Source organism: Kitasatospora sp. NPDC088134 (assembly GCF_044741705.1).
Classification (GTDB): Bacteria; Actinomycetota; Actinomycetes; order Streptomycetales; family Streptomycetaceae; genus Kitasatospora.
On record NZ_JBIUTD010000004.1, the window covers coordinates 60,706 to 82,528 of the forward strand.

Annotated in this window: 19 protein-coding genes; 5 read left to right on the top strand and 14 right to left on the bottom strand. The window is 73.5% G+C overall.

Features of this window, described 5'->3' with window-relative positions; translation table 11 throughout:
• Window positions 1-59 precede the first annotated feature (59 nt).
• Window positions 60-647 carry a TetR/AcrR family transcriptional regulator gene (locus ACIOHG_RS08160; RefSeq protein ID WP_400946882.1) on the top strand — a complete coding sequence of 196 codons (588 nt, stop codon included), beginning with the start codon at window positions 60-62 and terminating at the stop codon, window positions 645-647.
• A 22-nt stretch (window positions 648-669) separates the two neighbouring features.
• Here the strand turns inward: ACIOHG_RS08160 and ACIOHG_RS08165 are convergent, their stop codons facing one another.
• Window positions 670-1,005 carry a cupin gene (locus tag ACIOHG_RS08165; RefSeq protein ID WP_400946884.1) on the bottom strand — a complete coding sequence of 112 codons (336 nt, stop codon included), beginning with the start codon at window positions 1,003-1,005 and terminating at the stop codon, window positions 670-672.
• 163 nt (window positions 1,006-1,168) lie between these two features.
• Here ACIOHG_RS08165 and ACIOHG_RS08170 point away from each other — a divergent pair, with 163 nt between their 5' ends.
• Window positions 1,169-1,429 carry a hypothetical protein gene (locus ACIOHG_RS08170; RefSeq protein ID WP_400946886.1) on the top strand — a complete coding sequence of 87 codons (261 nt, stop codon included), beginning with the start codon at window positions 1,169-1,171 and terminating at the stop codon, window positions 1,427-1,429.
• Between the two features lie 99 nt (window positions 1,430-1,528).
• Here ACIOHG_RS08170 and ACIOHG_RS08175 read toward each other — a convergent pair whose 3' ends face one another.
• The gene (locus ACIOHG_RS08175) at window positions 1,529-2,686 is read right to left on the bottom strand and encodes an acyl-CoA dehydrogenase family protein (protein ID WP_400946888.1); all 1,158 of its coding nucleotides are present in this window, start codon (window positions 2,684-2,686) and stop codon (window positions 1,529-1,531) included.
• 154 nt (window positions 2,687-2,840) lie between these two features.
• Here ACIOHG_RS08175 and ACIOHG_RS08180 point away from each other — a divergent pair, with 154 nt between their 5' ends.
• Window positions 2,841-3,932, top strand: a complete 1,092-nt coding sequence (locus tag ACIOHG_RS08180) for a TetR/AcrR family transcriptional regulator (RefSeq protein WP_400946890.1) — start codon at window positions 2,841-2,843, stop codon at window positions 3,930-3,932.
• Between the two features lie 110 nt (window positions 3,933-4,042).
• Here ACIOHG_RS08180 and ACIOHG_RS08185 read toward each other — a convergent pair whose 3' ends face one another.
• Entirely contained in the window at window positions 4,043-4,360 is a 318-nt protein-coding gene (locus ACIOHG_RS08185) for a hypothetical protein (RefSeq protein WP_400946893.1), read from the bottom strand.
• A gap of 327 nt (window positions 4,361-4,687) precedes the next feature.
• Here ACIOHG_RS08185 and ACIOHG_RS08190 point away from each other — a divergent pair, with 327 nt between their 5' ends.
• A complete protein-coding gene (locus ACIOHG_RS08190; RefSeq protein WP_400946896.1) occupies window positions 4,688-6,637 on the top strand; it encodes an ATP-binding protein in 1,950 nt (649 codons plus the stop codon).
• Window positions 6,634-8,970 (top strand): hypothetical protein, encoded by a 2,337-nt coding sequence (locus ACIOHG_RS08195; RefSeq protein ID WP_400946899.1) that lies wholly within the window; start codon window positions 6,634-6,636, stop codon window positions 8,968-8,970. The genes ACIOHG_RS08190 and ACIOHG_RS08195 overlap by 4 nt, the downstream gene beginning before the upstream one ends.
• A 54-nt stretch (window positions 8,971-9,024) precedes the next feature.
• Here ACIOHG_RS08195 and ACIOHG_RS08200 read toward each other — a convergent pair whose 3' ends face one another.
• The 11 genes from ACIOHG_RS08200 to fxlM all read right to left on the bottom strand — a co-directional run bounded on the left by ACIOHG_RS08200 (window position 9,025) and on the right by fxlM (window position 21,730).
• Window positions 9,025-10,284 (bottom strand): helix-turn-helix domain-containing protein, encoded by a 1,260-nt coding sequence (locus ACIOHG_RS08200; RefSeq protein ID WP_400946902.1) that lies wholly within the window; start codon window positions 10,282-10,284, stop codon window positions 9,025-9,027.
• Between the two features lie 143 nt (window positions 10,285-10,427).
• Window positions 10,428-11,168 (bottom strand): hypothetical protein, encoded by a 741-nt coding sequence (locus tag ACIOHG_RS08205; RefSeq protein WP_400946904.1) that lies wholly within the window; start codon window positions 11,166-11,168, stop codon window positions 10,428-10,430.
• Between the two features lie 269 nt (window positions 11,169-11,437).
• Window positions 11,438-12,418: a cation diffusion facilitator family transporter gene (locus tag ACIOHG_RS08210; RefSeq protein ID WP_400946905.1), complete on the bottom strand. Its 981-nt coding sequence runs from the start codon at window positions 12,416-12,418 to the stop codon at window positions 11,438-11,440.
• Window positions 12,419-12,468: 50 nt separating this feature from the next.
• The gene (locus tag ACIOHG_RS08215) at window positions 12,469-12,819 is read right to left on the bottom strand and encodes a hypothetical protein (RefSeq protein ID WP_400946908.1); all 351 of its coding nucleotides are present in this window, start codon (window positions 12,817-12,819) and stop codon (window positions 12,469-12,471) included.
• A 37-nt stretch (window positions 12,820-12,856) separates the two neighbouring features.
• Window positions 12,857-13,738: a helix-turn-helix domain-containing protein gene (locus ACIOHG_RS08220; protein ID WP_400946911.1), complete on the bottom strand. Its 882-nt coding sequence runs from the start codon at window positions 13,736-13,738 to the stop codon at window positions 12,857-12,859.
• A 354-nt stretch (window positions 13,739-14,092) separates the two neighbouring features.
• Window positions 14,093-15,202: a hypothetical protein gene (locus tag ACIOHG_RS08225; protein WP_400946913.1), complete on the bottom strand. Its 1,110-nt coding sequence runs from the start codon at window positions 15,200-15,202 to the stop codon at window positions 14,093-14,095.
• Complete coding sequence (locus tag ACIOHG_RS08230; RefSeq protein ID WP_400946916.1) at window positions 15,186-16,043, bottom strand: thiopeptide-type bacteriocin biosynthesis protein; 858 nt, start codon at window positions 16,041-16,043, stop codon at window positions 15,186-15,188. The genes ACIOHG_RS08225 and ACIOHG_RS08230 overlap by 17 nt, the downstream gene beginning before the upstream one ends.
• Window positions 16,040-17,287 (bottom strand): lanthionine synthetase C family protein, encoded by a 1,248-nt coding sequence (locus ACIOHG_RS08235; protein WP_400946918.1) that lies wholly within the window; start codon window positions 17,285-17,287, stop codon window positions 16,040-16,042. Before ACIOHG_RS08235 ends, ACIOHG_RS08230 begins: the two co-directional genes overlap by 4 nt.
• On the bottom strand, window positions 17,284-20,178 hold the full coding sequence (locus tag ACIOHG_RS08240; RefSeq protein ID WP_400946921.1) for a lantibiotic dehydratase: 2,895 nt from the start codon (window positions 20,176-20,178) through the stop codon (window positions 17,284-17,286). The genes ACIOHG_RS08235 and ACIOHG_RS08240 overlap by 4 nt, the downstream gene beginning before the upstream one ends.
• Window positions 20,179-20,262: 84 nt before the next feature.
• Window positions 20,263-20,445: an FxLD family lanthipeptide gene (locus ACIOHG_RS08245; protein ID WP_400946923.1), complete on the bottom strand. Its 183-nt coding sequence runs from the start codon at window positions 20,443-20,445 to the stop codon at window positions 20,263-20,265.
• A 67-nt stretch (window positions 20,446-20,512) separates the two neighbouring features.
• On the bottom strand, window positions 20,513-21,730 hold the full coding sequence (fxlM, locus tag ACIOHG_RS08250; RefSeq protein WP_400946925.1) for a methyltransferase, FxLD system: 1,218 nt from the start codon (window positions 21,728-21,730) through the stop codon (window positions 20,513-20,515).
• Window positions 21,731-21,823 lie beyond the last annotated feature (93 nt).

Consider the following 21,823-nt stretch of genomic DNA (forward strand, 5'->3'; position numbering starts at 1 on the left):
TCAAATGTTCCAGACGTTCGCGCAAGACATCCGTCTTGGACTGCCGTAGCATCGCCGCCATGGGAAACCGCGAAGACCTGCTGGCCAGCGCCCGCCGCTGCCTGCAAGAGAAGGGCTACGGGCGCACCACCGCCCGGGACATCGCCACCGGCGCGGGCGTCAGCCTGGCCGCGATCGGCTACCACTACGGCTCCAAGGACGCCCTGCTGGTGCAGGCGCTGATCGAGGCGATGGGGGAGTGGGGCGAGTCGATCGGCGCCGCGCTGGCCGGGTCGGCGGAGGTGGCCGACCCGGAGGAGCGCTTCGTCCGCTGCTGGGACGCGATCCGGGACACCTTCGAGGAGCACCGCGGCCTGTGGACGGTGCAGTTCGAGATCGTCGGGCAGCTCGCCCACCTGCCGGAGCTGCGCGAGCAGCTGGCGGCCGCGCAGAAGCTGGGCCGGCTCGGCCTGGCGGCGGTCTTCCAGGGCCGCAGCGAGCACGTGGACACCCCGGAGGAGCTGGCCAAGGGCGTCTTCTACCAGTCCCTGCTGCTCGGCCAGGTCGCGCACTGGCTGATCGACCCGCAGCAGGCCCCGGACGGCGCGGAGATCCTGCGCGGGCTCACCCTGGTCTCCGACGCGGTACTGGGCCGGACGCCGGCCTGAACGGCCGGGGCGCGGGCGCCCGTCAGGCGGTGACGGCGGTGAGCAGCACCACCGCGTCGGTGTGCGCGATCAGCCCGTGCCGCTCCTGCGGGACGGGGTGCAGCTCGCCCGCCGAGACCTCCAGCCGGCGGCCCGCCACCGTCAGCGAGACCCGGCCGCGCAGCACCTGGAGGCTGGCCGCGACCGGGGCGTTGTGCTCGTCCAGCACCGCCCCGGCCCGCAGCGCGATCACGGTCTGCCGCAGCACGCCGTCGTGCAGCACCAGGTGGGCGCTGCGGCCGTGCGGGCCGGCGGCGGCCAGCGCGGCGTGCTCCTCGGCCAGCGCGCCCAGGTCGATCCGGGCCGACTGCTCGGTCATCGCGTTCTCCTCGCTCGGACCCCCGCGCCACCGGGCCCGCGGTCCGGGCCCTCGGCCGACCCTAGGCAGCCGGTCGCGCGCGGCGCGCGCCGAACCACGCGCAGGGGGCACAGCGGGGGCCGCTCGGGGTGCGGGGCCGCGGGGATGGGCCGAAGGTGGGCCTATGGCGACCACTCACAGCATCTCCTTCCGCGGTTTCCAGGTGAACCGCGGCATGCTCACCGCCGGCGCGGCCCTGACCGGGCTCGGCGCCCTCGTCGGACTGACCGGCAGCGTCCTGGTCTGCGTGGCCCTGGCGAACGCCGGGCGCGGCTGGATCAGGACCTTCGAGACCCCGCCCACCGAGCTGGCGCAGCGCACCCTGCACCAGGCGAAGGCCGCCTCCGCGGCCGGACTGGAGGCCTGGCGGACCAGCGTCAACTGAACCGCGGACGCGACGGAGGCGGACACCCCGGCCCGGGTGTCCGCCTCCGTCGCGTCCGCGGCGCCTGCGCGCCCGGCTGGCTTTGTGCTCAGTGCCCGGTCACAGGCCGAGCGACTTGGCGATGATGGTCCGCATGACCTCGCTGGTGCCGCCGTAGATCCGGAACACCCGGTTGTCGGTGTAGAGGCGGGCGATCGGGTACTCCAGGATGTAGCCGTAGCCGCCGTGCAGCTGCAGGCACTTGTCGATCACCTCGGAGGCCGACTCGGTGCAGAACAGCTTGGCCGCGGCGGCGTCCGCCACCGTCAGCTCGCCGGTCTGGTAGAGCTCCAGCGCCTGGTCGACCATCGCCTGCTGGGCGAGCACCTGGGCCTGGCAGTCGGCCAGCGAGAACTTGGTGTTCTGGAACTCGGCGACGGCCTTGCCGAAGACCTTGCGCTCCTTGACGTACTTCACCGCGAACTGCACCGCGGCGGCCGCCGAGGCGTAGGCGCCGACGGCGATCGCCAGCCGCTCCTGCACCAGGTTGTGGGTCAGGTAGGAGAACGCCCTGCCCTCCTCGCCGAGCAGGTTCTCCACCGGCACCTTGACGTCGGAGAAGGACAGCTCGGCGGTGTCCGAGGTGCGCAGGCCGATCTTCTGCAGCTTGCGGCCGACCGCGTAGCCCTCGGACTTGGTGTCCACGCACAGGATGGACAGGCCCGCGCGGCGGTCCGCCGGGTCGTAGGGGGCGGTGCGGCAGACCACCAGCACCAGGTCGGCGAGGACGCCGCCGGTGATGAAGGTCTTCGCGCCGTTCAGCACGTAGTGGGTGCCGTCCGCGGACAGCTTCGCGGTGGTGGCGATGCCCGCCAGGTCGGAGCCGGCGCCCGGCTCGGTCATGGCGATCGCGGTCATGATGTCGCCCGAGACGAAGCCCGGCAGCCAGCGCCGCTTCTGCTCCTCGCTGGCGTACTCCATCAGGTAGGGCAGCACCAGGCCGGTGTGCACGCCGGAGGAGCCGAAGGTGACGCCCGCGCGGGCGGTCTCCTCGTAGATCACGGCCTGGTACTTGAAGCCGGTCTCGCCCGCGCCGCCGTACTCCTCGGGGACCTCGATGCCGTAGACGCCGAGCTCGCCCAGCTTGCGGTAGAAGTCGCGCGGCGGGTGGCCGGCCTCCTCCCAGCTCTCGTAGACCGGGACGACCTCGTTGGCGATGAAGTCCCGGATGGTCTCCCGGAACGCCTCGTGGTCCTCGTTGTACACGGTGCGGCGCACGGTGCGCTCCTTTCGGCGGCTGGACGCACCGCCAAGTTAATCGCCAGTAGCTTCCGGTGTCCAGGGTCGACCGCGGGCTTGTCGGACGGTGTCGGCGGGAGTTAAGTGAACCGTTGCTAGCCTGGCCGGCAGGCGTGCGGGGGAGGGGGACACCGTGGTGGAGCAGAGCCCGGTGGAGCGGCGTCCCGTGGTGCGGCGGCCGCCCGGGCGGCGGGCCCGCATCCTCGCCGTCGCGGCCGCCCGCTTCCACCGGGACGGCTACCACCGGGTCTCGATGGCCGAACTCGCCGCCGAGGTCGGCATCACCGCCCCCGCGCTCTACCGGCACTTCCGCGGCAAGCCCGAACTGCTGCGCTGCGCCGTCGAGTCCGGCCTGGACGCGCTCTGCGCCGCGCTGGCCGCCGGCGGGGCCGCCGAGCTGGCCGGACTCGCCCTGGAGCGGCGGGAGTTGGGGACGCTCTGGCAGCGCGACGCGCGGCTGCTGCCGCCCGCCCAACGGGCCGCGCTGCGGCGGCGGTTGCGCACCGCCGTCCGGGAGGTCGCGGCGGGGGAGGGCGAGCTGTCCTGGTGGGCGGTGCTGTCCGCCTACGGCAGCCTGGGCCACCACGGGGTGGTGCTGCCCCGGCGGCGGTACCTGGAGCTGCTCCTCGGGATGCGCGAACGGCTGCTGGCCGTACCGGAGTTCGGTCCGGTGGCGGATCCGCTGCCGGTCGTGGCCCCGGGGCCGGCGGACCGGCGGGAGGCGCTGGTGGTGGCGGCCGCCCGGCTGTTCCACCGGCACGGCTTCGACAACGTCTCGACGGAGCGGCTCGGCGCGGCCGTCGGCATCGCCGGGCCCAGCGTCTACAAGCACTTCGGGACGAAGTCCGCGCTGCTCGCGGCCGTCCTGGACCGCGGCCGGGAGCAGCTGCGCCGGGACGTCCTGCCGGTGCTGGGCGCGGGCCCCGGCCCGGCGGTCGCGGCGTTCGCCGACTTCGCCCGGCGGGAGCGCGACTACCTCGGCGTGATGCTCTCCGAGACCGGGCGGCTGGCCCCGGGCGAGCGCCGGGCCGCGGTGGACTTCCGCCGCGGGTTCCTCCGCGACTGGGTCGAACTCGCCGCCGCGGCGGGCGAACCGGCCGCCGAGACCCGGGTGCGGGTGCACGCGATGATCGCGGTGGCCATCGACACCGCCCGCAGCGGGGCGGGCTCCTCCGCCGCGGTGGCGGCCCACGCGGCCGCCGCGCTCGGCCCCGGGCGGGGCTGAACGCGGTGGGGCTGAACGCGGCGGGACCGCGACGGGGGCGGGGAGGTGCCCCCGCGTCGCGGTCCCGCAGTGCGTGTCCGGTGCTACCGGTGCCGGCGGCCCAGTGCGGCCTAGTACAGGACGAACGGGTAGTACACGGTGTGCGCCAGGTTGGCGTTCGACTGGAGGGCGCCGACGCCGCCGGAGTTGCCGGCCACGCCGAGGGTGTTGTTCTGGTTGCTCGCGCCGGAGCCGGTCGCGGTCTGCTGGGTGCCGTTGGCATTGCCGTGCACGGAGCCGACGATGTTGCCGGAGCCGAGGTTGCCGACCACGGTGCTGTTGGAGGAGTGGTCGGCGCCGGCGCCGTTGTCGGCGGCGGCGGTGCCCGCCCCGGTGAGGAGGAAGGCGCCGAGGGCGGCGACGACGGCGACTGCGCGAATACGGGACACGGTGGTCTCCCTGCTAACTGGTGCGAATGTGGCGCCGCGGGGTGGCCGCCCCGGTGCGCCGGTTCCTGGCGTCGCTCCCTCAGGATTGCCCACTGGGCCGTTCGGGTTCCAGTACGGACACCCGGGTTCCCCCGAAGGTGTCAGCGGTCCGGAATACCCTGGAACTCCGGGGGATGCGCAGAATGCCTTTCTGCCAAGGGATTTGGGCGAACCGGGGGCGCGGTCGGGGAGTCCCGCACGTCAACACGGAGTTGACCGAGGATCGACAGAAACCGGAAATCGGAAAACAGTGGTCGGCAGATTGTCGTACTGGCACACTGGGGCCTCATGTCTGATGGTCTTCCCCCCGCTTCCGGCCCCGAGGGAAGTGGCGCGGAATTCGCCGCCGCGGAGCCCGCGAATCTCCGCACCACCGAGGTCGACCTCGGCGGCCTGGTCGGCGTCCTCGCCACCCACCTCTACTCGACCCCCCTGGTGGCGCTGCGCGAACTGGTGCAGAACGCCCACGACTCGCACACCCGGCGGAAGTTGGAGGACCCGGAGGGCGACTACCGGCCGCTGATCCGGGTGACCGGGGACCCGGCGGCCCGGACCGTCTCGATCGAGGACAACGGCGCGGGCCTGACCGAGCCGGAGATCCACGCCTACCTGGCGACCGTCGGCACCGGCTACACCCGGATGCTGCGCGAACTGACCGGCAACCAGGACCTGATCGGCGCGTTCGGCCTCGGCTTCCTGTCCGCCTTCTCGGTCGCCGAGGAGGTGCTGGTCACCACCGCCTCGCACCGCGAGCCGCAGCTCGCCCACACCTACCGCAGCCGCGGCGGCGAGCAGTACAGCGTCGAGCCCGCGCCGCCCCGCCCGGGCCCGGGCACCGTGGTGACGCTCCGGTTGAAGGCCGAGCACACCCACCTCGCGGACCAGGAGGCGCTGCGCGAGGTGCTGGCCAGGTACTGCGTGCTGCTGCCGATCCCGGTCTACACCGGGACGGACCAGGAGCCGGTCAACGACGTGCCGGTGCCGTGGCGGCAGGACCTGCCCGGCTCCCCGCACCTGCACCGGATGCGCTTCGCCTCCGCCTTCGCCCGCAGCTTCGAGCCGCTGACCGCCTTCCCGGTGACGCCCGTCGAGGGCCGCACCGACGCCGTCGGCCTGCTCTGGGTGCAGGACGGCGGCACGTACGGCTCCACCGACAACCGCGACCTCGCGGTGTACCTGCGCGGCATGCTGCTCGCCGACGACGCCCGTGACCTGCTGCCCGGCTGGGCCGGGTTCATCGGCGGCGTGGTGGAGTCCTCCCGGCTCACCCCGACCGCCAGCCGGGAGGACCTGCAGCGCGACGAGCACTACCGGGCGCTCCAGCAGGCCCTCGCCGACGCCATCGTCGACGGCCTGTACGAGACCGCCCGGCTGCACCCGGCGGCCTGGCGGCGCATCCTGGCCCGGCACGGGCAGGAACTGCTCGGCGCGGCGCTCTGCGACGACCGGCTGTTCACCCTGCTCGCCGACGACGTCCCGGTGCCCACCTCGCAGGGCGACCTGACGGCCGGCGCGCTGCGGGCCGCGGGCTCCGGCGCGGTGCACGTCGCGCTGGGCAGCGGCGGCGGCTTCGAGGAGATGCTCTACCGGGCGATGCAGGTGCCGATCGCCCGCGGCGACCGGTACGCGGTGCTGCCGTTCCTGCGCCGCTACGCGCAGCTGCGGGAGTGCCGGATCGTCGAACTCGGCAGCGAGCGCGGCAACGAGGAGCTGTTCCGCGCCCCGGACCGGCCGCTGCCCGCCGAGGAGCGGGACTGGCTGGCCGCCGCGCTCACCGAGGACGGCGAGCAGCTCGTCCCGGCCCGGTTCGACCCGCCCGGGCTGCCGCTGGTGCTGGTGCCCGACCGGGAGGCCGAGCTGAAGGCCCGGATCGAGGACGACCGGGCGGACTCCCGCATCCCGTCCGCCGCCCTGCAGTTGGCCAGGGCCTTCACCGCCCGCACCGACGGCACGGTCAAGGCCCGGCTCTACCTGAACCTGGCCTCGCCCGCCGTCCGCGACCTGCTGGCCGCCTACCGGGACGGCCGCACCGGCGCCGCCACCGCCGCCGGGCTGCTCCGCTCGCTGAAGGTGGTGATGGCGGCCGCCGCGGGCTCGGCGGCCGGCGACCTGACCGCCGCGCTGTCCGGCATCTCCACCGCGGTCGCCGCGCTCACCGCCCCCGTGCCCGCCGACGGACTGTCGGCGGTACCGGACACCATCACCGCAGACCTTCCGCAGGGGGACGAGGAACGATGACCACCGACATCTGGTCCTGGGTGCACGAGACGCACCGGAAGCTCGCCGAGTCCGGGCAGCACCGGCTCGCCGACGCGCTCGCCGAGATCGCCGGCCACGCCGTCGAGGGCCGCAACGAGCAGCTCGACGCGATGTACCCGGAGGCACTGGCCTCGGCCCGGGCCCTGGGCCTGCCCTGGGTGGAGGTGTTCCTCCGGCACTGGCGGCTGCAGAACCTGCTGAACAAGCGCCACCAGGGCGAGGCCGCGATGTCCGAGGCGGTGTCGCTGCTGGAGTTCGCGCACCGCGAGGAGACCGCCTCCTGCCCCCAGTCGGTGTGCGCCGTCCAGGACTTCACCATCTGCCACGCCAACATCGACGGCCCCGGCTACGTGCCCGAGCGGCTCGCCGTGCTGGAGGAGGCGCTGTCCCGGGTCGAGCCCGCCCGGGCCTGCTTCGACTGCCTGTCCCGCGAGTACGCCGACACCCTGGAGGACGACGGCCGCCCCGAGGACGCCCTCGGCCACCTCGACCGCGCGCAGACCCGGATCGTCGCGGCCGGCGAGCAGGTCTCGCTCTCCTTCGCGCACAGCCGCACCTCCGCCCTGCACCGGCTCGGCCGGCACCAGGAGGCGCTGGACGTCTACGACACCTCCGAGCGCGCCTACGTCGCCGCCGGGAACCGGCTGGACGACGACGACCGGCGCAAGCTCGCCGTCGGCCGCGCCCTGCAGCACGCCGCGCTCGGCCGCACCGACCGGGCGCTCGCCCTGCTGCCGGCCGCCGAGGAGGCCGACCGCTACCCCGACATCCGGCACCGCTGGGTCGCCGCCGTCGAACTGCTGGTCGCCGCCGGGGAGTTCGAGAACGACGCGGTGCTCGGCGCCCGGATCGCCTCCTGGAGCGGCGAGTTGGACACCGCCGGATCCCACCGGCCCTGCCTGGAGCTGGTGCTGGCGGCCGGCCGGCTGGCGCTCGCCCGCGGCGCCCGCGAGGTCGCGCTCACCCTGGCCCGCACCGGCGACCGCAAGCTCGGCCAACTCCGCCGCACCGCGGGCATCGCCGAGCAGGTCGCCGCGCTGCGGGTCGCCGCCGAGGCCCTGCCCCGGCCCGAACTCCCGGTGCCGGTCGATGAGTTGCCGCAGTGGCTGGCCGAGCACCGGCCCGACCCGGAGACCGGCGCCGACCTGCTGGCCGCCGCGCTGGCGGTCGGCGAGCGGCCCGACACCGTCCTGGTGGTCAACCTGGCCGGCGCCCTCGGCTCGCTCGGCCACACCCGGGCCGTCGCCGAACTCGCCTGGGCCCAGCTGGAGTTGGACCCGGGCCATGAGTACCTGACCGGCATGCTCGGCCAGTTGCTGATCGACGCCGAGGACGGCCCCGGCGTCGAGCGGCTGGCCGCCCGGCTGGCCGGGGCCGCCCCCGCCGACGCGCACTGGCTGCGGGCCCGCTGGGCCGCCGCCCAGGGCCGCTGGGCCGAGGTCGGCGAGCAGTGCGCCGCCGTCCTCGCCCACGAACCCGGGGCGCTCAACACCCGCCGCCTGGCCGCGGGCGCCGCCACCCGGCTCGGCGAGCACGCCGAGGCCCAGCGGCTCTACCAGGACCTGCTGGAGCACGCCCTCGACCCCGCCGAGGCCGGCGAGGACCAGGAGCACCGCACGGTCCAGGAACCCGACCTGTGGCACCTGCTCACCGCCGCCACCGCCAACCGCGACTGGGCCGCCGTCCGGGCCGCCGGGGCCCGGCTCGGCCTCGACTTCGACACCGACAGCGGCCCGATCGACGAGGAGTGGCAGCTGATCGGCCTGCGCGCCACCCGCACCAATGGCACCACCACCGACCTGCCCGCGCTGCGCACCGGCCCGGCCACCGCCCGGGTGCTGCCGGTGCTCGGCGCGGACGTCGACCTCAACCACCGGGACGTCGTGGTGTTCGCCCCCGCCGTCCTCAACGACGCCCCCGAACCGGGCGAGGAGGAGGACTGGCGGCCGGTCTTCGAGTTCCTCACCCTGCTCGACCCGGCCAGGTACACCACCTACTGGATCGACGGCGGCTGGCCCGGCGACGACGCCTGGCACGCCCTGCGCGAGGAGCTCCAGCGGGCCGGGTACGGGGTCTGGGCGTACAACGGCGACCAGTACCGGATCACCGACCCGAGCGGCGAGCAGGACGACCTGCCCGGCGTCTACGCCGCTCTCGGCGTCCCGCCCACCGCCACCGCCGAGCAGGCCGACGCCCTGCTCGCCCGGCTCACCGCCGACTGGCCGCACCCGCTGGCCTGGCCCGACCTCGCCGAGGCGGCCGGCGCCGACCTCGGCCGGCACCGGAGGATCGTCGAGGACTACGACCTGTAGTGACGACGAGGCGACGACCGCCCGCGCCGTCGGCGCGGGCGGTCGGTGGGCGCCTCACTCCAGGGTGAAGGGCGCCCAGGCGGTCCCGTTGTGGAAGTACTGCGGCGCGCCCTGCATGCCCACCGTGCGGAACGGCTGCTGCCCGTCGAGGTAGACCTGCTTGGTGCCCTTGCCGCCGTTGGCGCTGCTCCACTCGATCTCCAGGTACCAGCTGACGTCCCGGGACTTGCTGAAGGCGTCCACGTCGATCACCTGCGGGTCGTTGGCGGAGATCTTGTACGGGAAGTCGGTGACGGCGGTCTTCCGCTCGCCCTCCTTGCCCGGCACGGGGACGGCCTGCGGGGAGGCCGCGTCCAGGTTGACCTCGAAGGCGGCCGGGGTCAGCTCGGTGCCGCCGCAGCCCGACCCCGGGGTGAAGGCGTTCCACTTCTCGGCGGGCCGGGTGCTGGTGACCAGCACGGACATCCGGTTCAGCACCACCGCGGAGGCGTCCTTGCCCTGCGCGGTCAGCTCGATCCGCAGGTGCCCGGCCGGGACCAGCCGCTGGGAGGCCGCCCAGCTGTTGATCCGGGTGGTCGAGAACTCCGTGGGCGGCGGGGCCAGCTGCCCGGGCGCCCGGGGGGACAGGAACCACTGGTCGCAGGGGCTGGCCCACTCGCCGCTGATCACGGCGACGTCGAACGGGGCGTTCGCGGTGGTCTCGTCGGCCGCGGACGCGCCGCCCGAGGGGGTCGAGCCCCCGACGGCGGCCGGTGCGGACGGGGCGGTGCCGGTGGCGGCGGGCGGGGTGCTCCTCCCGGCCGCCTTGTTCCCGTTGTCGTCGCCGGTGTCGCGCAGCACGAAGGCGGAGACCACGGCCGCCACCACCGCCACCGCGGCCACGCTCAGCAGTACCCGGCCCCGGGTCCGGCGCGGCGCGGGGGCCTCCGCGCGCTCCGTCCGCACCGTCTGCACCGTCCGCACCTCGAACTCGTCGGGTGCGGCGGCGTCCGAGGCCAGCACGTCCGGTGCCGCGGCCCGCGGCGCGGGCGCGGCGGGTTCCGCGGCGGGTTCCGGGGCGGTCTCCCGGCGGCGGGCCGCGTCGGCCAGCAGCCAGCGGCGGTGCAGCTCGACCAGTTCCTCGCCGCTCGCCCCGCAGGCCCGGCCCAGCCGCTCGACCGGCGCGTACTCGGTGGGCACGGCGGCGCCGTTGCAGTAGCGGTGCAGGGTGGAGGTGCTGAGGTGCAGCCGGGTCGCCAGGGCGCCGTAGCTGCGGCCGGAACGCTCCTTGAGCTCGCGCAGCATCGCTGCGAACTCGTCGGTCTCCGCGCTCATCTGCTGCCTCTCCCCTGTTCCGGCCCGGTCCGTGGCACCGGCCGGACCGCCGTCCGTGCTGCTGATCACGGTACCGGCCGGTCCGGTCGGGCCCGGAGTGGGGGAGCACCGCGGGCCCGGGGCGGGGAGGGTGCGGCGGCCGTTCAGCTCCGGCCGGCCAGGGCGGTCGACTGGGCGGCGTGGTCCACGTTGTCCGAGTAGAGGCCGAGCTTCGGCTGCTTGCCGACCTTGGCGCCGGCGCCGAGCGGGAAGTTGCGGGTGTCGGCGTTCGGCAGCTCGTCGTCGGCCAGCACGTTCAGCTCGTCGTAGTCCCCGGCGCTGCCGCTGCCGGGGTTCAGGTCGAGCACCGCGAAGGTGCTCTTGCCGGGGGCCAGGGCGTAGGCCGGCGGGCCGCCGAGGCCGCCCGGGACGAGCGGGGTGACGGTGTTGCCGCGGTCGGCGGACTTCCCGATCGAGACCAGCGGGTAGTAGCTGAGGCCGCAGTAGGTGCTGCCCTGGTTGTGCACCTCGATCACCCGCTGGTCGGCGTTGCCGCCCCGGGTGGTGACCTTGACCGTCAGGTTCGGGGTCTTGCAGGAGTGGGTGTAGGCGTAGGACTCACCGCCGCCGGCCGCGTTCCCGGCCCCGGTGCCGGCGGTCGGCGTCGTAGGGGTCTTCGGACGGGCGGCGCCGGTGGTGCCCGGGGCGGGGGCCCCGGCGGCCGGGGTGGAGGCGCCGGCCTGGGGCGCGGTGGTGGCGGCCGCTCCGGCGTCGGCGGTGGCGCTCTGCGAGGGCTTCGGGGCCTGGGCGGTGGTGCCGGCCTTGTCGGAGCCGCAGGCGGTGAGGGTGAGCGCGGCGCCCAGGGCGAGGGCGGCGGGGACGAACAGGATGCGGCGAGCGGACATGGCGAAATCCCCCGGATCGGGTGCGCAGTGGTGGAGTGGAGGGGCGGCGAGCCGTCGGCGTCGGCCGCTGGGCAGAACTCTGGCCGGTGCCGCGACCGGTCCGCCAGCCTTCCGGGCCGAGGCGGGACGCTGGAACGGTTTCACCCCCTCCCACCTGCGCTTTTCCCCCTGCCTGGAACGGTCCGGCGGGATGCCGGAAGACCGTTCCGGGGCCGGTCGAGGGCTGGTCCGGGGCCGTTCGGGGGCCGGTCGGCGCCGCTCCGGGAGGGTCAGGGCCGCGTCGGCGGGGTCGGGTCGAGGTAGACCCGGGTGACGGCGGGGACGGCCGCCCGGACGGCCCGCTCGGCCCGGTCGCAGGCGACCTCGATGTCGCCGGCGGTGGCCAGGTCGGCGAAGTCGACCTTGGCGGCGACCAGCACGTCGTCCGGCCCGTACACGCTGGTGACCAGGTCGAGCACCCGGACCACCTGGGGCTGGGCGGTGAGCGCGGCGGCGATGGCGTGCTCGTAGCGCTCGGGCAGCGAGCGGCCGATCAGCAGCGAGGCGTTGTCGCGGGCCAGCACCCAGGCGACCCAGCCGAGCAGCAGGCCGATCAGCACCGAGGCCAGGCCGTCCCAGAGCGGGTCGCCGGTGAGCTGGGCGCCGAGCAGGCCGCCGAAGGCGAGCAGCAGGCCGATCAGGGCGGCGGCGTCCTCCAGGAAGACGGCCTTGACGGCGGTGTCGGAGGTGCGCCGCAGGTAGCGGTAGCCGCCGATGCCGAGCCGGGCGGTGGTGCCGCGCAGCTGGCGGACCGTCCGGGAGAGCGAGACCGACTCCAGGACGAAGGCGACGCCCAGGATCAGGTAGGACAGCGTCGGGCTGCCCAGCTCCTCGCCGTACTGCAGGGTGTGGACGCCGTCGTGGACCGAGAACACCGCCCCGCCGACGAAGGTGGCGAAGGAGGCGAGCAGTGCCCACAGGTAGCGCTCCCGGCCGTGGCCGAACGGGTGCAGGTCGTCGGCGGGGCGCTCGCCGCGCTTCAGCGAGACGAACAGCAGCACCTCGGTGACGGTGTCGGCGAAGGAGTGCGCCGCCTCGGAGAGCATCGCGCTGGAGCCGCTGATCGCGCCGGCCACGGCCTTGGCCAGGGCGATGCCCAGGTTGCACAGGCCCGCGACGATCACCGTGGTCAGGCTCTCGTCCGTGCTGCCGCTCGGCTCGTCGGTGTCGCTGCCGGTGCCGTTGTTGGTTGCTTTCCGCTGCTCGCCCATGGATGGTCATTATGTCCGGTAGATGGTGGTACGGAGCGGTTCGGGGCAGGTCATGGCCGGTCGGAGCGCCGGCCGGGGACGAGACGCAGGGCGGGGAGCGCGGTGTCGGGGGCAGCGGGGGCGAATTCGCCCAGGCCCAGGGCGGCGTCACGCCAGTTCTTCATCAGTTCCAGCAGGCGTTCGGCGTTGTCGAGGAACGCCGGTTCGTGCGTGTCGGGGACAGCCGGCTGCAGGATCAGGGTGGCGTACTGCAAGGCGTACATCGCTGCGGCGGCGTGGGGTTCGGCGCTGTGGCCGTACTTCACCCGGTGGGCGTGGTGGAGTGCGGCGAGGTGGTTCTCCGCAGCCGTCAGCAGTTCGTACGCCGGGGTGTAGGCGGGGTCGGGCCAGGGGCTGGTCATGGGGTTCCTCGGGGTGGTCGGGAGGGTTGATGGATCGTCACGTCGTCGCCCGGTGCCGGAGGGCTTCGCGGGCGGCGCGGAGGGCTTCGCGGGCGCGGGTGGGGCCGGGGCGGGGGTCGGTGCGGTCGGGGTGGGGTGGTTGGTCGGCGCAGGGGGTGCAGCGGCCGGGGCGGGGGACGGGGACGCGGCAGTCGTCGCAGGTGGGGGGTGGAGTGTGAGGAGTGGGGGCCGGTGGGAGTTTGTCGCGGAGGCGGCGGTCGATGAAGGCGGGGGGGGAGTGGACGGGGGTGGGGAGGCCGGGGAGGAGGGCGGCGGCGAGGTCGTGGGGGGTGCTGCCGTGGTCGAGCCATTGGAGGACGAGCGGGGCGAGGCGTTCGGCTTCGGCCTGGCCGATGCGTAGGCGGGGTTCGGGACGGACGACGCGCAGCAGGAGGGTGGCGGCGTGACGGGTGCGATCGTCCAGGGGAGGGCGGGGTTTCGGCCGTGGCCGCGGGCGGGGCTGCTCGGGAGGGAGGGGAGGGCGGGGGGTCGTTTCTTTCTCTGGTTCTTTTGTCTTCAAGGGCGCACGCGGACCGGATTCCGGCGTACCGGTCTCCGGTGGGCCGTCATCCGGCGCGGGCGCGGAGGCGGGCGCAGGGTCGGGCGCGGAGGCAGGCGCGGGCGCGGTGCGGGGGGTGTCGTGGACGTGCTGGACGGAGATGACGCGGCCGTCGGGCAGGCGGGTTTTGACGACGTGGTAGTACCCGGCGGCGGTGAGTTCGCGCAGCGCCCGGTAGATCGACCCGAGGCTGTCCTTGAAGCGTTTCGCCAGGTCCCGGGCGGTCTCCTGCCATCCGTCGGGCCGGGAGAGCAGGTAGCCGAGCACACCGTGGGCGGTGAGGGAGAGGTCGGCGCGCTGCAGCATTTCGTTGGGCAGCACGGTGAAGTGCCCCCTCTGGGGGCTACGATGGATGTGCAAGGGAGTGTCAGCTCCTGAGCCGAGCCCCGGGGTGTTCCACCACCGCCGGGGCGAACCTTTTTTCGCGGGCGTCGCGGAACGTAACACGGCGACTACGCTCCGCGCGAAGTGGCCGGTGTCCGATCGACGGAACGGTCACCATCGGTCCGAGGCGGTCCGATTGGCCGTCAACAGGCCTTGAGTGGAAGCGGAATCGAGTAGGCGGGGGTCGTTGGGATCTGTCGGCTGGGCGTTCGAGACGGCCGGGGGCCCGACCGATCGCCACGCCAGCCCCTCCGACCAGCACGTTCGAAGATGGTGAAGCTTCCTTCAAGGTCAAGAAACCTGCCGCCCGACGCTGCGACGAATGACGTGATCACTGCTGTGGAGCGCGGCCCAGAGGCGGCCGTCGAGGCCGGTGGGGAACGTCCCGGACCCGAGGGAGCAGGCGTGGACGAGAGCCCGGCAGTCCCGCACCTGCCGGTCGGTGGCGAGGGTGATGAACAGTGGGTGGGCGAGGGCTTCCCGAGCCGCATAGCCGTCGGCGGCCTTCATTGTCCGGCGGTGCAACTCCGTGACGAGTCGGCGTGCAATCGGGCCGCTGTCCGAAGCGGCCACGTCCAGGAGGACGAGCCCCAGTCTCGTGTCGAAGACGGCCGTTCCGTCCTCGGCCGGGCGTCCGAGGTAGGTGGCCGCCCGATCCTGCAGGGCGCGACGCCAGGGCTGGCCCGACACGCGGCGGCACAGCAGCGCCAGGCACCCTACGACGGCTTCCTCCCAGGGCTCTTCGGAGGTGGTCTCGGCCAGGAGCGCGCTGGCTCGGAGGCTGTCCCCACCGGTGAGGGCGGCGAGGACGGCGACCTGTCGGCCATCGAGCATGCGCTGTCCGACGCCGTGGTGCGTCTGGACGTGGGTGAGTGCCTCCGTCCAACGGCCGACGGTGGTCAAGGCGCGGGTGCCGTCGGCGAGCAGGACGGCCCACAGCCAGGCGCGGACAGGGTGGCGGTCGGTCGTGTCTGCGACGAGGTCTGCGGGGACGGCGATGCCCTCGATGTCGGCGGGGGCAGCCCTGGCTACAGCATCGAACAGTGTCAGGAGGTACTGGCGGCCTTGGTCTGCTCGGTCGGCGCGGAGTTGGAGACGAGCGAGGTTGACGACGGGTTCGAGAGCCCGGATCGCAGCGTCGGCAGGCAGTGGGGCGGCGTGCAAGTAGGCGGCGGCGTGCTGGTGGCACATCGCGCCGGCAGCGGTGTCGTCGCCGATGTCGGAGGCGATCAGGGCAGCGCGGTTGAGAACGGTCGAGGCGATGCTCGGGTCGCCCCGCTCGGCTGCGACGTCCGCGAGTCGGGTCAGCGCCTGGATGCGTTGGTGCAGGGGGAGACAGGCCGGTCGCGGCCGGGCGACGAGGGGGAAGCGCCGGGCCGCGGTGTCAGGGAGTCTCCACATGACCGGTAGCACTCCTCTCGGACGCGGTGACGGGGTCCACGCCGAAGACGACGGTCTTGGCTGCGGAGGTGAGCGCGGCCTGGACGGCGTACGGCAGGCCGATCCGGTTCCAGGCGAAGATCACGTGGTGCGCCAGGACATCGCGCAGGCCGCGGTAGAGCTTCCCGGCGGTTTGGAGGTCGGCCGTCTCCTCCCCGGCGTCGGCGTAGGCGCGGGCCCACTCGGCGGCACCGGCGAGCGGGCCGTCCGGTCGCAGAGCGTGGTGCGGGTCCACCGAGAGCAGGCGGCGGACGGCGGTCTGCAATTGCTCGTGGCCGCCTGCTGCGGTGCCGGCGGGCTGGGCGCGGTGGGCGGCGACTCGGGCCCACACATCGCCCTGCTCGTACCAGTCCAGCCCGGCTGATCGCAGCATGAGGTTGCACAGGAGGAGGGAGGTCTCGCGCCGGTGGGTGCCGGCCTGGCCCGCCAGGTAGTCGGTGAGGCCGCGACTGTCGCGGTGGAAGAGCCGGTGAGCGCTGTCCATGGCTTCGTGGCCGCCGAAGGCGTGGACCTCGGGCTCGTAGACGCTCTGCGTCCAGCCTGTGATGTACCGGGCGGTCGTCATCCGGTCGAGCCCTTGCGCGACGGGGTCACGCCCGTCGGGGACGAGCCGGTAGCGCAAGCGCCAGCAGGGCCTCTTCCGGATGACGAACCACGCGGCGACGGCGCCTTCGGCCTCAGCGGTACGAAGGAGCGGGACGAGGTGGGCCAGGGCGGTGGTCTCGGCTTGCTCCCAGTCGGGGAACGTGATGTTGGCTTGGCGCCAAGGGAGTTGGTGCATCATGGGCCTCCGGTGGTTCATGCCAGGGCGAGGAAGGTGTCCCAGCGCGGTGCGGGCGTGAGCCCCGTGCCGAAGGTGTGCAGGGCGAGCGCCGCTCCGGCGGCTCCGTCGAGCAGTTCCGGGTCGAGACGGTCGTGGTCGAGCGCGGTGACCAATCGGTTTGCCAGGTACGGCAGTTCCGCCGCGATCGCGCGGTTTCCGGTGGTGGTGGCCATCCGCCATGCGGTATGCAGCAGGCCGGCCGTGCCGTGGCACAGGCCGATCTCGGGGAGCTTGGCCAGTTGCCGCGGGTCGCGCAGGGCCGCGAGGATCGCCTTCTCGGCATTGTTCACCCGCTTCGGATCGCCGAGTGCGAGTCCGGCCAACTGCTGGGCGCGGGCGGTTCCGCTGACGCCGTAGCACCAGGACGGCCGGGGGTGCAGGGCCGGATCGAGGTGACTGCCGACCGTCTGTCCGACGGTGAGCTGGCCCGGCCACCAAGGGCCCGTCTCGTCGTTCTGGCGCCAGCGGTCGGTCCAGGAGCAGATCCGCTCGACCGCGTCGGCCGTGCCGGGCACGGTCAGGCCGTGGAGCAGGGCCTTGGACAGGACGGACAGAACGGAGCCGATGCCGTGGGCGGTGCCGAAGTTGCCGTGGCCGCCGGGGTAGTCGGGGTGGGGCGCGCCGGTTGGTGCGACGTCCATCCACCAGGGCGGCAGCTCGCTCGGGTCGGGCATCGGCTCGGTCAGGCGGACGAGGTAGGCGAGCACCTCCCGGGTGATCTCGTGGTCGGGGTGGCGGCTCAGATGGTAGGCACCCAGTCCGGACAGGCCCTGGATCAGGTCGAACTCTTCCATGGGAGGTCGCTGGGCGCGGTCGATGCGGTGGCGGGCGGCGGCCAGGCGGTTGCGGGTGACCGTGGCGGTCGCGGTGTCCAGGCGTTCCAGGACGCGCTGGTAGCTGCTCGACGCGGTCGCCGCGAGGGACATGACGAAAGCGAGCGCCGGCGCGCCGAAGTACAGGTTGGCGTTGGCTGCCGCGCTGATGTCCCCGTCCAGGGCGGCGAGGAGCCAGGTGTGCGCGGTGTCCCAGTCCCCGTGGCCGGTGCGGGCGCGCTCGACGTGCAGCAGGGCGATGCCCGTGGCTCCTCCTGCCAGCGACTGCGGCCAGGAACGGCCACCGTCGGGGTGGCCGAGTGGCCATACGGTGTTCGGGTCGGTCAGTGCCCGGGCGAGCCGGTCGGCTGCGGCCAGCGCGGTGGTGGCAGCCGTGGCTGTGGTGGTCACGCTGTCCTCCGTGCTCGTGCCGTCCAGCTCAAGGCGGCTGCCCTGGCCAGGTGCAGGTGCCTTCGCTCCTCGTCCAGGTCCGGCCCGTGCATCCGGGCGTGGTGGAGGTGCAGCAGGTCCGGCAGCAGGTCCTCGGGGCGCGTGTCCGCGGCCAGGAGCGCGCCCCGGTAGGCGGTCAGTGCTTCGCGTCGCGCGGACCAGGTTGTGGCGACCCGCTCACCCAGGACCGTCGGTCGGCTGTTCACCAGGTCGACGGCTTGGCAGTAGACGACGCGGTCGGGGGCGGCGGGGCTGGTGCGGGTGTGTTCGATGAGCCATCGCATCGCCGTGGCGCTGTCGCCGAGCAGGCCGGTAACGAGGTCGACCATGCTCGCGGAGGTCAGGGCACCCGCGTCGACCGTGCCGACGGCGGTGAGTTGGGCCACGACGGCGGCGGAGTCGGTGGCGAAGAACCTCTCGGCCGCCTCGATCGCGGTGGGACCGCCGAACCGCGCGGTCTCCGGCAGGTAGGTCTCCACACTGGCGTGGGTGATCAGGCCACGACGGCGCAGGTGCCGGGCCCACTCTCCGAGGAACTCGAAGGCGGCGCCGAGCGCCCCGGGCTTGCAGTTCAGCCGGAGGCGGAGGTGGTCGCCCGGGTCGCGGTAACGGACGAACCACCAGCGGGGGGAGCCCAGTTCGCCCAACAGGGCCGACAGGTGCCGCGTCAGGATCGGGTCCTGCCGCTCGCGGTGCCCGTACAGGTGGAGTTGGATGCGGTTGTCGCATCCGGGCAGGTGCCCGTGCTCCCGCCCCACGAATCGGCCTCGCGTTCGGACCGGTGCCCTGTTCTGGTCGGCGGCCAGGGGGATGACGATCTCGTGTGCCCGCCCGCCGGTCCAGCCCAGGTCCTCGGCTCCGGGAGCGGGGTGCAGCAGCACTGTGCCGTCGCGCTCCAGGTGCGCGCGCAGCACGGCCCGGTGTGAGGGCTCGGCGAGGTCCAAGGCGATGCGCTGGTCGGCTTCGGTCAGGTGGGCCTGCTCGGGCAGGCGTACGTCACGGCTCCACCGGGTCAGGGCCTGGTCCCACTCGGGCCATGGTGCATGGGCAGTGGGCAGGTCGTCGCGGGTGAGGCGCCAGCGGGCCGGGGACAGGATCGTCCGCCCGTAGCGCAGGGCCGGCAGGAACGGCAGCTGGGAGGCGGCGGTGCCCCACAGGAACCCGGTGCAGGGGACGGCCAGCGCGACGGGTGCCTCGGCCAGGAAGCGGGCCAGTGGATGGGAGTGGTGGCCCAGATCCACGGCGTTGAGGAGCAGAGTGTGCACGGGCCGGTCTCGGGAGAGCGAGAGCAGGTGCAGCTGTTCGGCATCGGCGGTGACCGCCAGGTCCGTCACGGGAACCAGGTCGGTGTCCTGGCTGTGGTGGTCTCCGAGCGAGATGACCAGATCGGCTGCCTGCGGGGCTCGGGCGACGTTCCCGGCGCGAGTGGACAGCGGTGGCGAACTGATCTGCGCGAGGAGTGCGTCCCGGTGCACTGCCGGCAGCTCGGCGTACGCCTTGGTCATGCGGTCGCGGTCGGTATCCTCCAGCAGGTCCAGGAAACGGCCGACAGTGGCGCCGGCCGAGCGCGCCACACCGACGACGTGCAGCGTGAACTCGCCTCCTTGGAGGGCGGGGAGGCTGGTTGCGTGGATGCGAACCGTCAGTTCGGTGCTCGGCTGCACCGGGTGGCCGGGGTGGGTGGTGGCCATTTCCTCCAGCGCGGCGTCGTCGAGCTCGACTTCCAGGCGGCGCTGCATGCCCGCGGTGTGGGCGAGCCTGATGAGTCGGCCGTCGCGCTCGGGCAGCGGGGAGGTCGTCGGCGCGGTGGTGGCGCCGAGGAAGCCGGGCGGGTATCCGAGCGCGTCGACGGCGTCCAGAACGGGCACGGCCGCCTGCGGCCCGTACCGCTCCAGGAAGCGGCCGTGCCATTCGGCCCAGCCGGTCAGGGCAGCTCGGGGAGCCAGACGGGTAAGCGCCCGCGCCGCCGAGGCCGCCTCGGTGACCACTGCCTCGGGGATGGTCAACTTCCAGTCCACCCGCAGGTCGACCATGTTCCTGGGCATCCGACGTATCTCGTCCACATCGACGGGCGGGAGATGTGACAGATGGCCGTGGAGTGCGGCGAGCGGGTCGGTGACCGTCATCGCGGGGCGCAGGCTGGTGACCAGGATCCGCTGCTCGACCATGCCCGAAATGAGCTTGTCGATCACGGTGGCTGGTGCGCTCGGGAAGGCGTCGGCCAGTTGCGCGGCGAGGTCGCCCCACCCGATCGGTGCTCGCGCGCCCTGGAGCGCTGCGCGGACGGGAGCGGTCAGTCGCACGTGCACGTGCTGCGGTCCCACCTCGGCGGTTCCGCTCGGGAGGTGCTCGATCACCACGTGCCCGTCGCGTTCCACCGCGAGGGTGGAGGCAGTCAGTAGCAGGTGGGTCCGCAGCGCCAGGTGCTGCTCGAACCGATCGATCAGCACCGTGCTGAGCGCCGCGTCGGCCCTGGTGGTGGCATGGTGCTCGGTGCCCACGCGCAGCGTGGCCGTAGCACCGATGCGCGCGGGGGCGACACCGGCGAACAGGCCGAACGGAGTGGCGCGGGTGCGGGCTCGCAGCAGGTAGCGCAGAACCGCGAGCACGGTACGCCGAACGTCAGCGCTCTGGATCGGCCGACCGGTGCGGATCTGTTCCACCCGGCTCGCGAGATCGGGACTGGCGACCGTGACGGCACCTGCGAAGTCCTGCTTCTGCCAAGTCTGTTGCAGCCATGCTTGCCACGATTCCGGGTCCGCTCGCTCGCTGACGAGGTCCGGCCAGGACGTCTGGTGGTCGAGGTTCCAGGCAGCAGCCCGAACCAGTGCCGCGTCGATGTGGCGATACATGAGCCCCCTTCTCTGCCGAGCGGTGCCCGGCCGCGCCCATGGGCTGGGCGCGGCCGGGCACCGCGATGAACGTGCTCCGACCGGCTACGGGCAGCTCACGCACGCGGTGGCGCACGTGGAGTTGCAGCCGTCGTTCGTCAGGCGGATGAGCTGGTCCGCGGCGGGACCACCCTCGACGATGGTGATGTCCAGGTCGAAGTCGGCCAGGTCGTACTGCTCGTCGGCCGGCCGCGCGGATGCGATGGGGCCCTCCAACTGCACGGTCATGCATGCCTCCTTGGGGCAGATCGGTTGATGGTGCACAGCCCGGACCCCAGGTCGGGTCCCGGGAGTCTCAGTGCCAGGTCGCCGTGACGATGCCGTGGCGTCGCCGGACGGCGTCCCGGGGGAGGGGAACGGGCACGGGGCCCGGCAGGTAGCGGAACGTCGCGGCCCCCCGACGACGGTGGTCACGGGCCCAGCGGCGAAGCAGCATGACGTACTCGTCGGCGAGCGCCTGGGCACCGGGCCCGTGGGCGACCACGCCGCTCTCGAAGCCGCCGGTGTCCGCGTTCTCGCGGCGGGTGCGGTAGGCGAAGCTGTCCTCGCTCACCAGGGCGGGTACGCCGAACAACGCGGACGCTTCCACGAGGCCGCGCTCCACCACATCGTTGGCGGCGTGCAGGCGGGCCGGGCTCGACAGGTTGAACGTCAGGTACAGCTCCAACTCGTCGGGCAGGTCGTACGCGGCCCCGGACCAGCACTCCAGCCTGGGCCCGTCGAGCGCGCGGTTCAGCACCTGGGCGTCGAGCGGTACTCGCACGTCGTCGGTTTGTACGGTCACACCCTCGCAGAGCAGTACCCGGCGTTCTTCCGCCGCCCCTTCTCCCTGCATGGGCACGAACCGGGCCAGGCTGTAGGAACGGCTGACCAGACCCTCGCCGTCGCTCTCGGGGTCGCGGTCGAAGGCGATCGAGCGGGTCGTGCCACACACGGTCAACGGCACGACGAGGCGGCCGGACGGCGCCAGACCGCTGATCCACGACGGGGGGATGCCCCACGCGGCGGCCGTGACGATGATCAGGTCGTACGGAGAGCCGTCGGGCATGCCGCTCTCACCGTCGGCCAGAACCGTCCGCACCTGGGGGTATCCCGCATCGTCCAGGCACCGTCGGGCCCGGTCGATGACATCGCGGTCGATGTCGACGGTGGTGACCTCGCCCGCCTTGCCGACGAGTTCCTGGAGATAGGCGGCGTTGACGCCGCCGGAACCGATCTCCAGCACCTTCATGCCGGGCTCGACCCCGGCCTGCTCCAGCATCACGGCCTGCAGGTGGGCGGCAGACATGACGCTGAGCTCCAGGCCGTTCTCGTCCTTCTTCACCGGCACCGTGCGGTGCGGATCGTAGACGAGATCCAGGGGCGCCTCCGGTGCGAACCGGTGGCGGGGCACCGCCGCGAAGGCGGCGGCGACCGGCTCGGACCTGATCCCGTCCTGCTCGCGCAGCGCACGAACCATGTCCGAGCGCAGCACGTCGGGATCGCGGACCGGCGAGTCGTCGATGGAAGTCATCCGATTACCTGTTTCTGTCGGGAATTTGGCGCTTTCGGCGGCCCGGTTCGGTCCGGCGCCCAGCAGGACGCTAGCCAGAGCTCCATGCCGTGC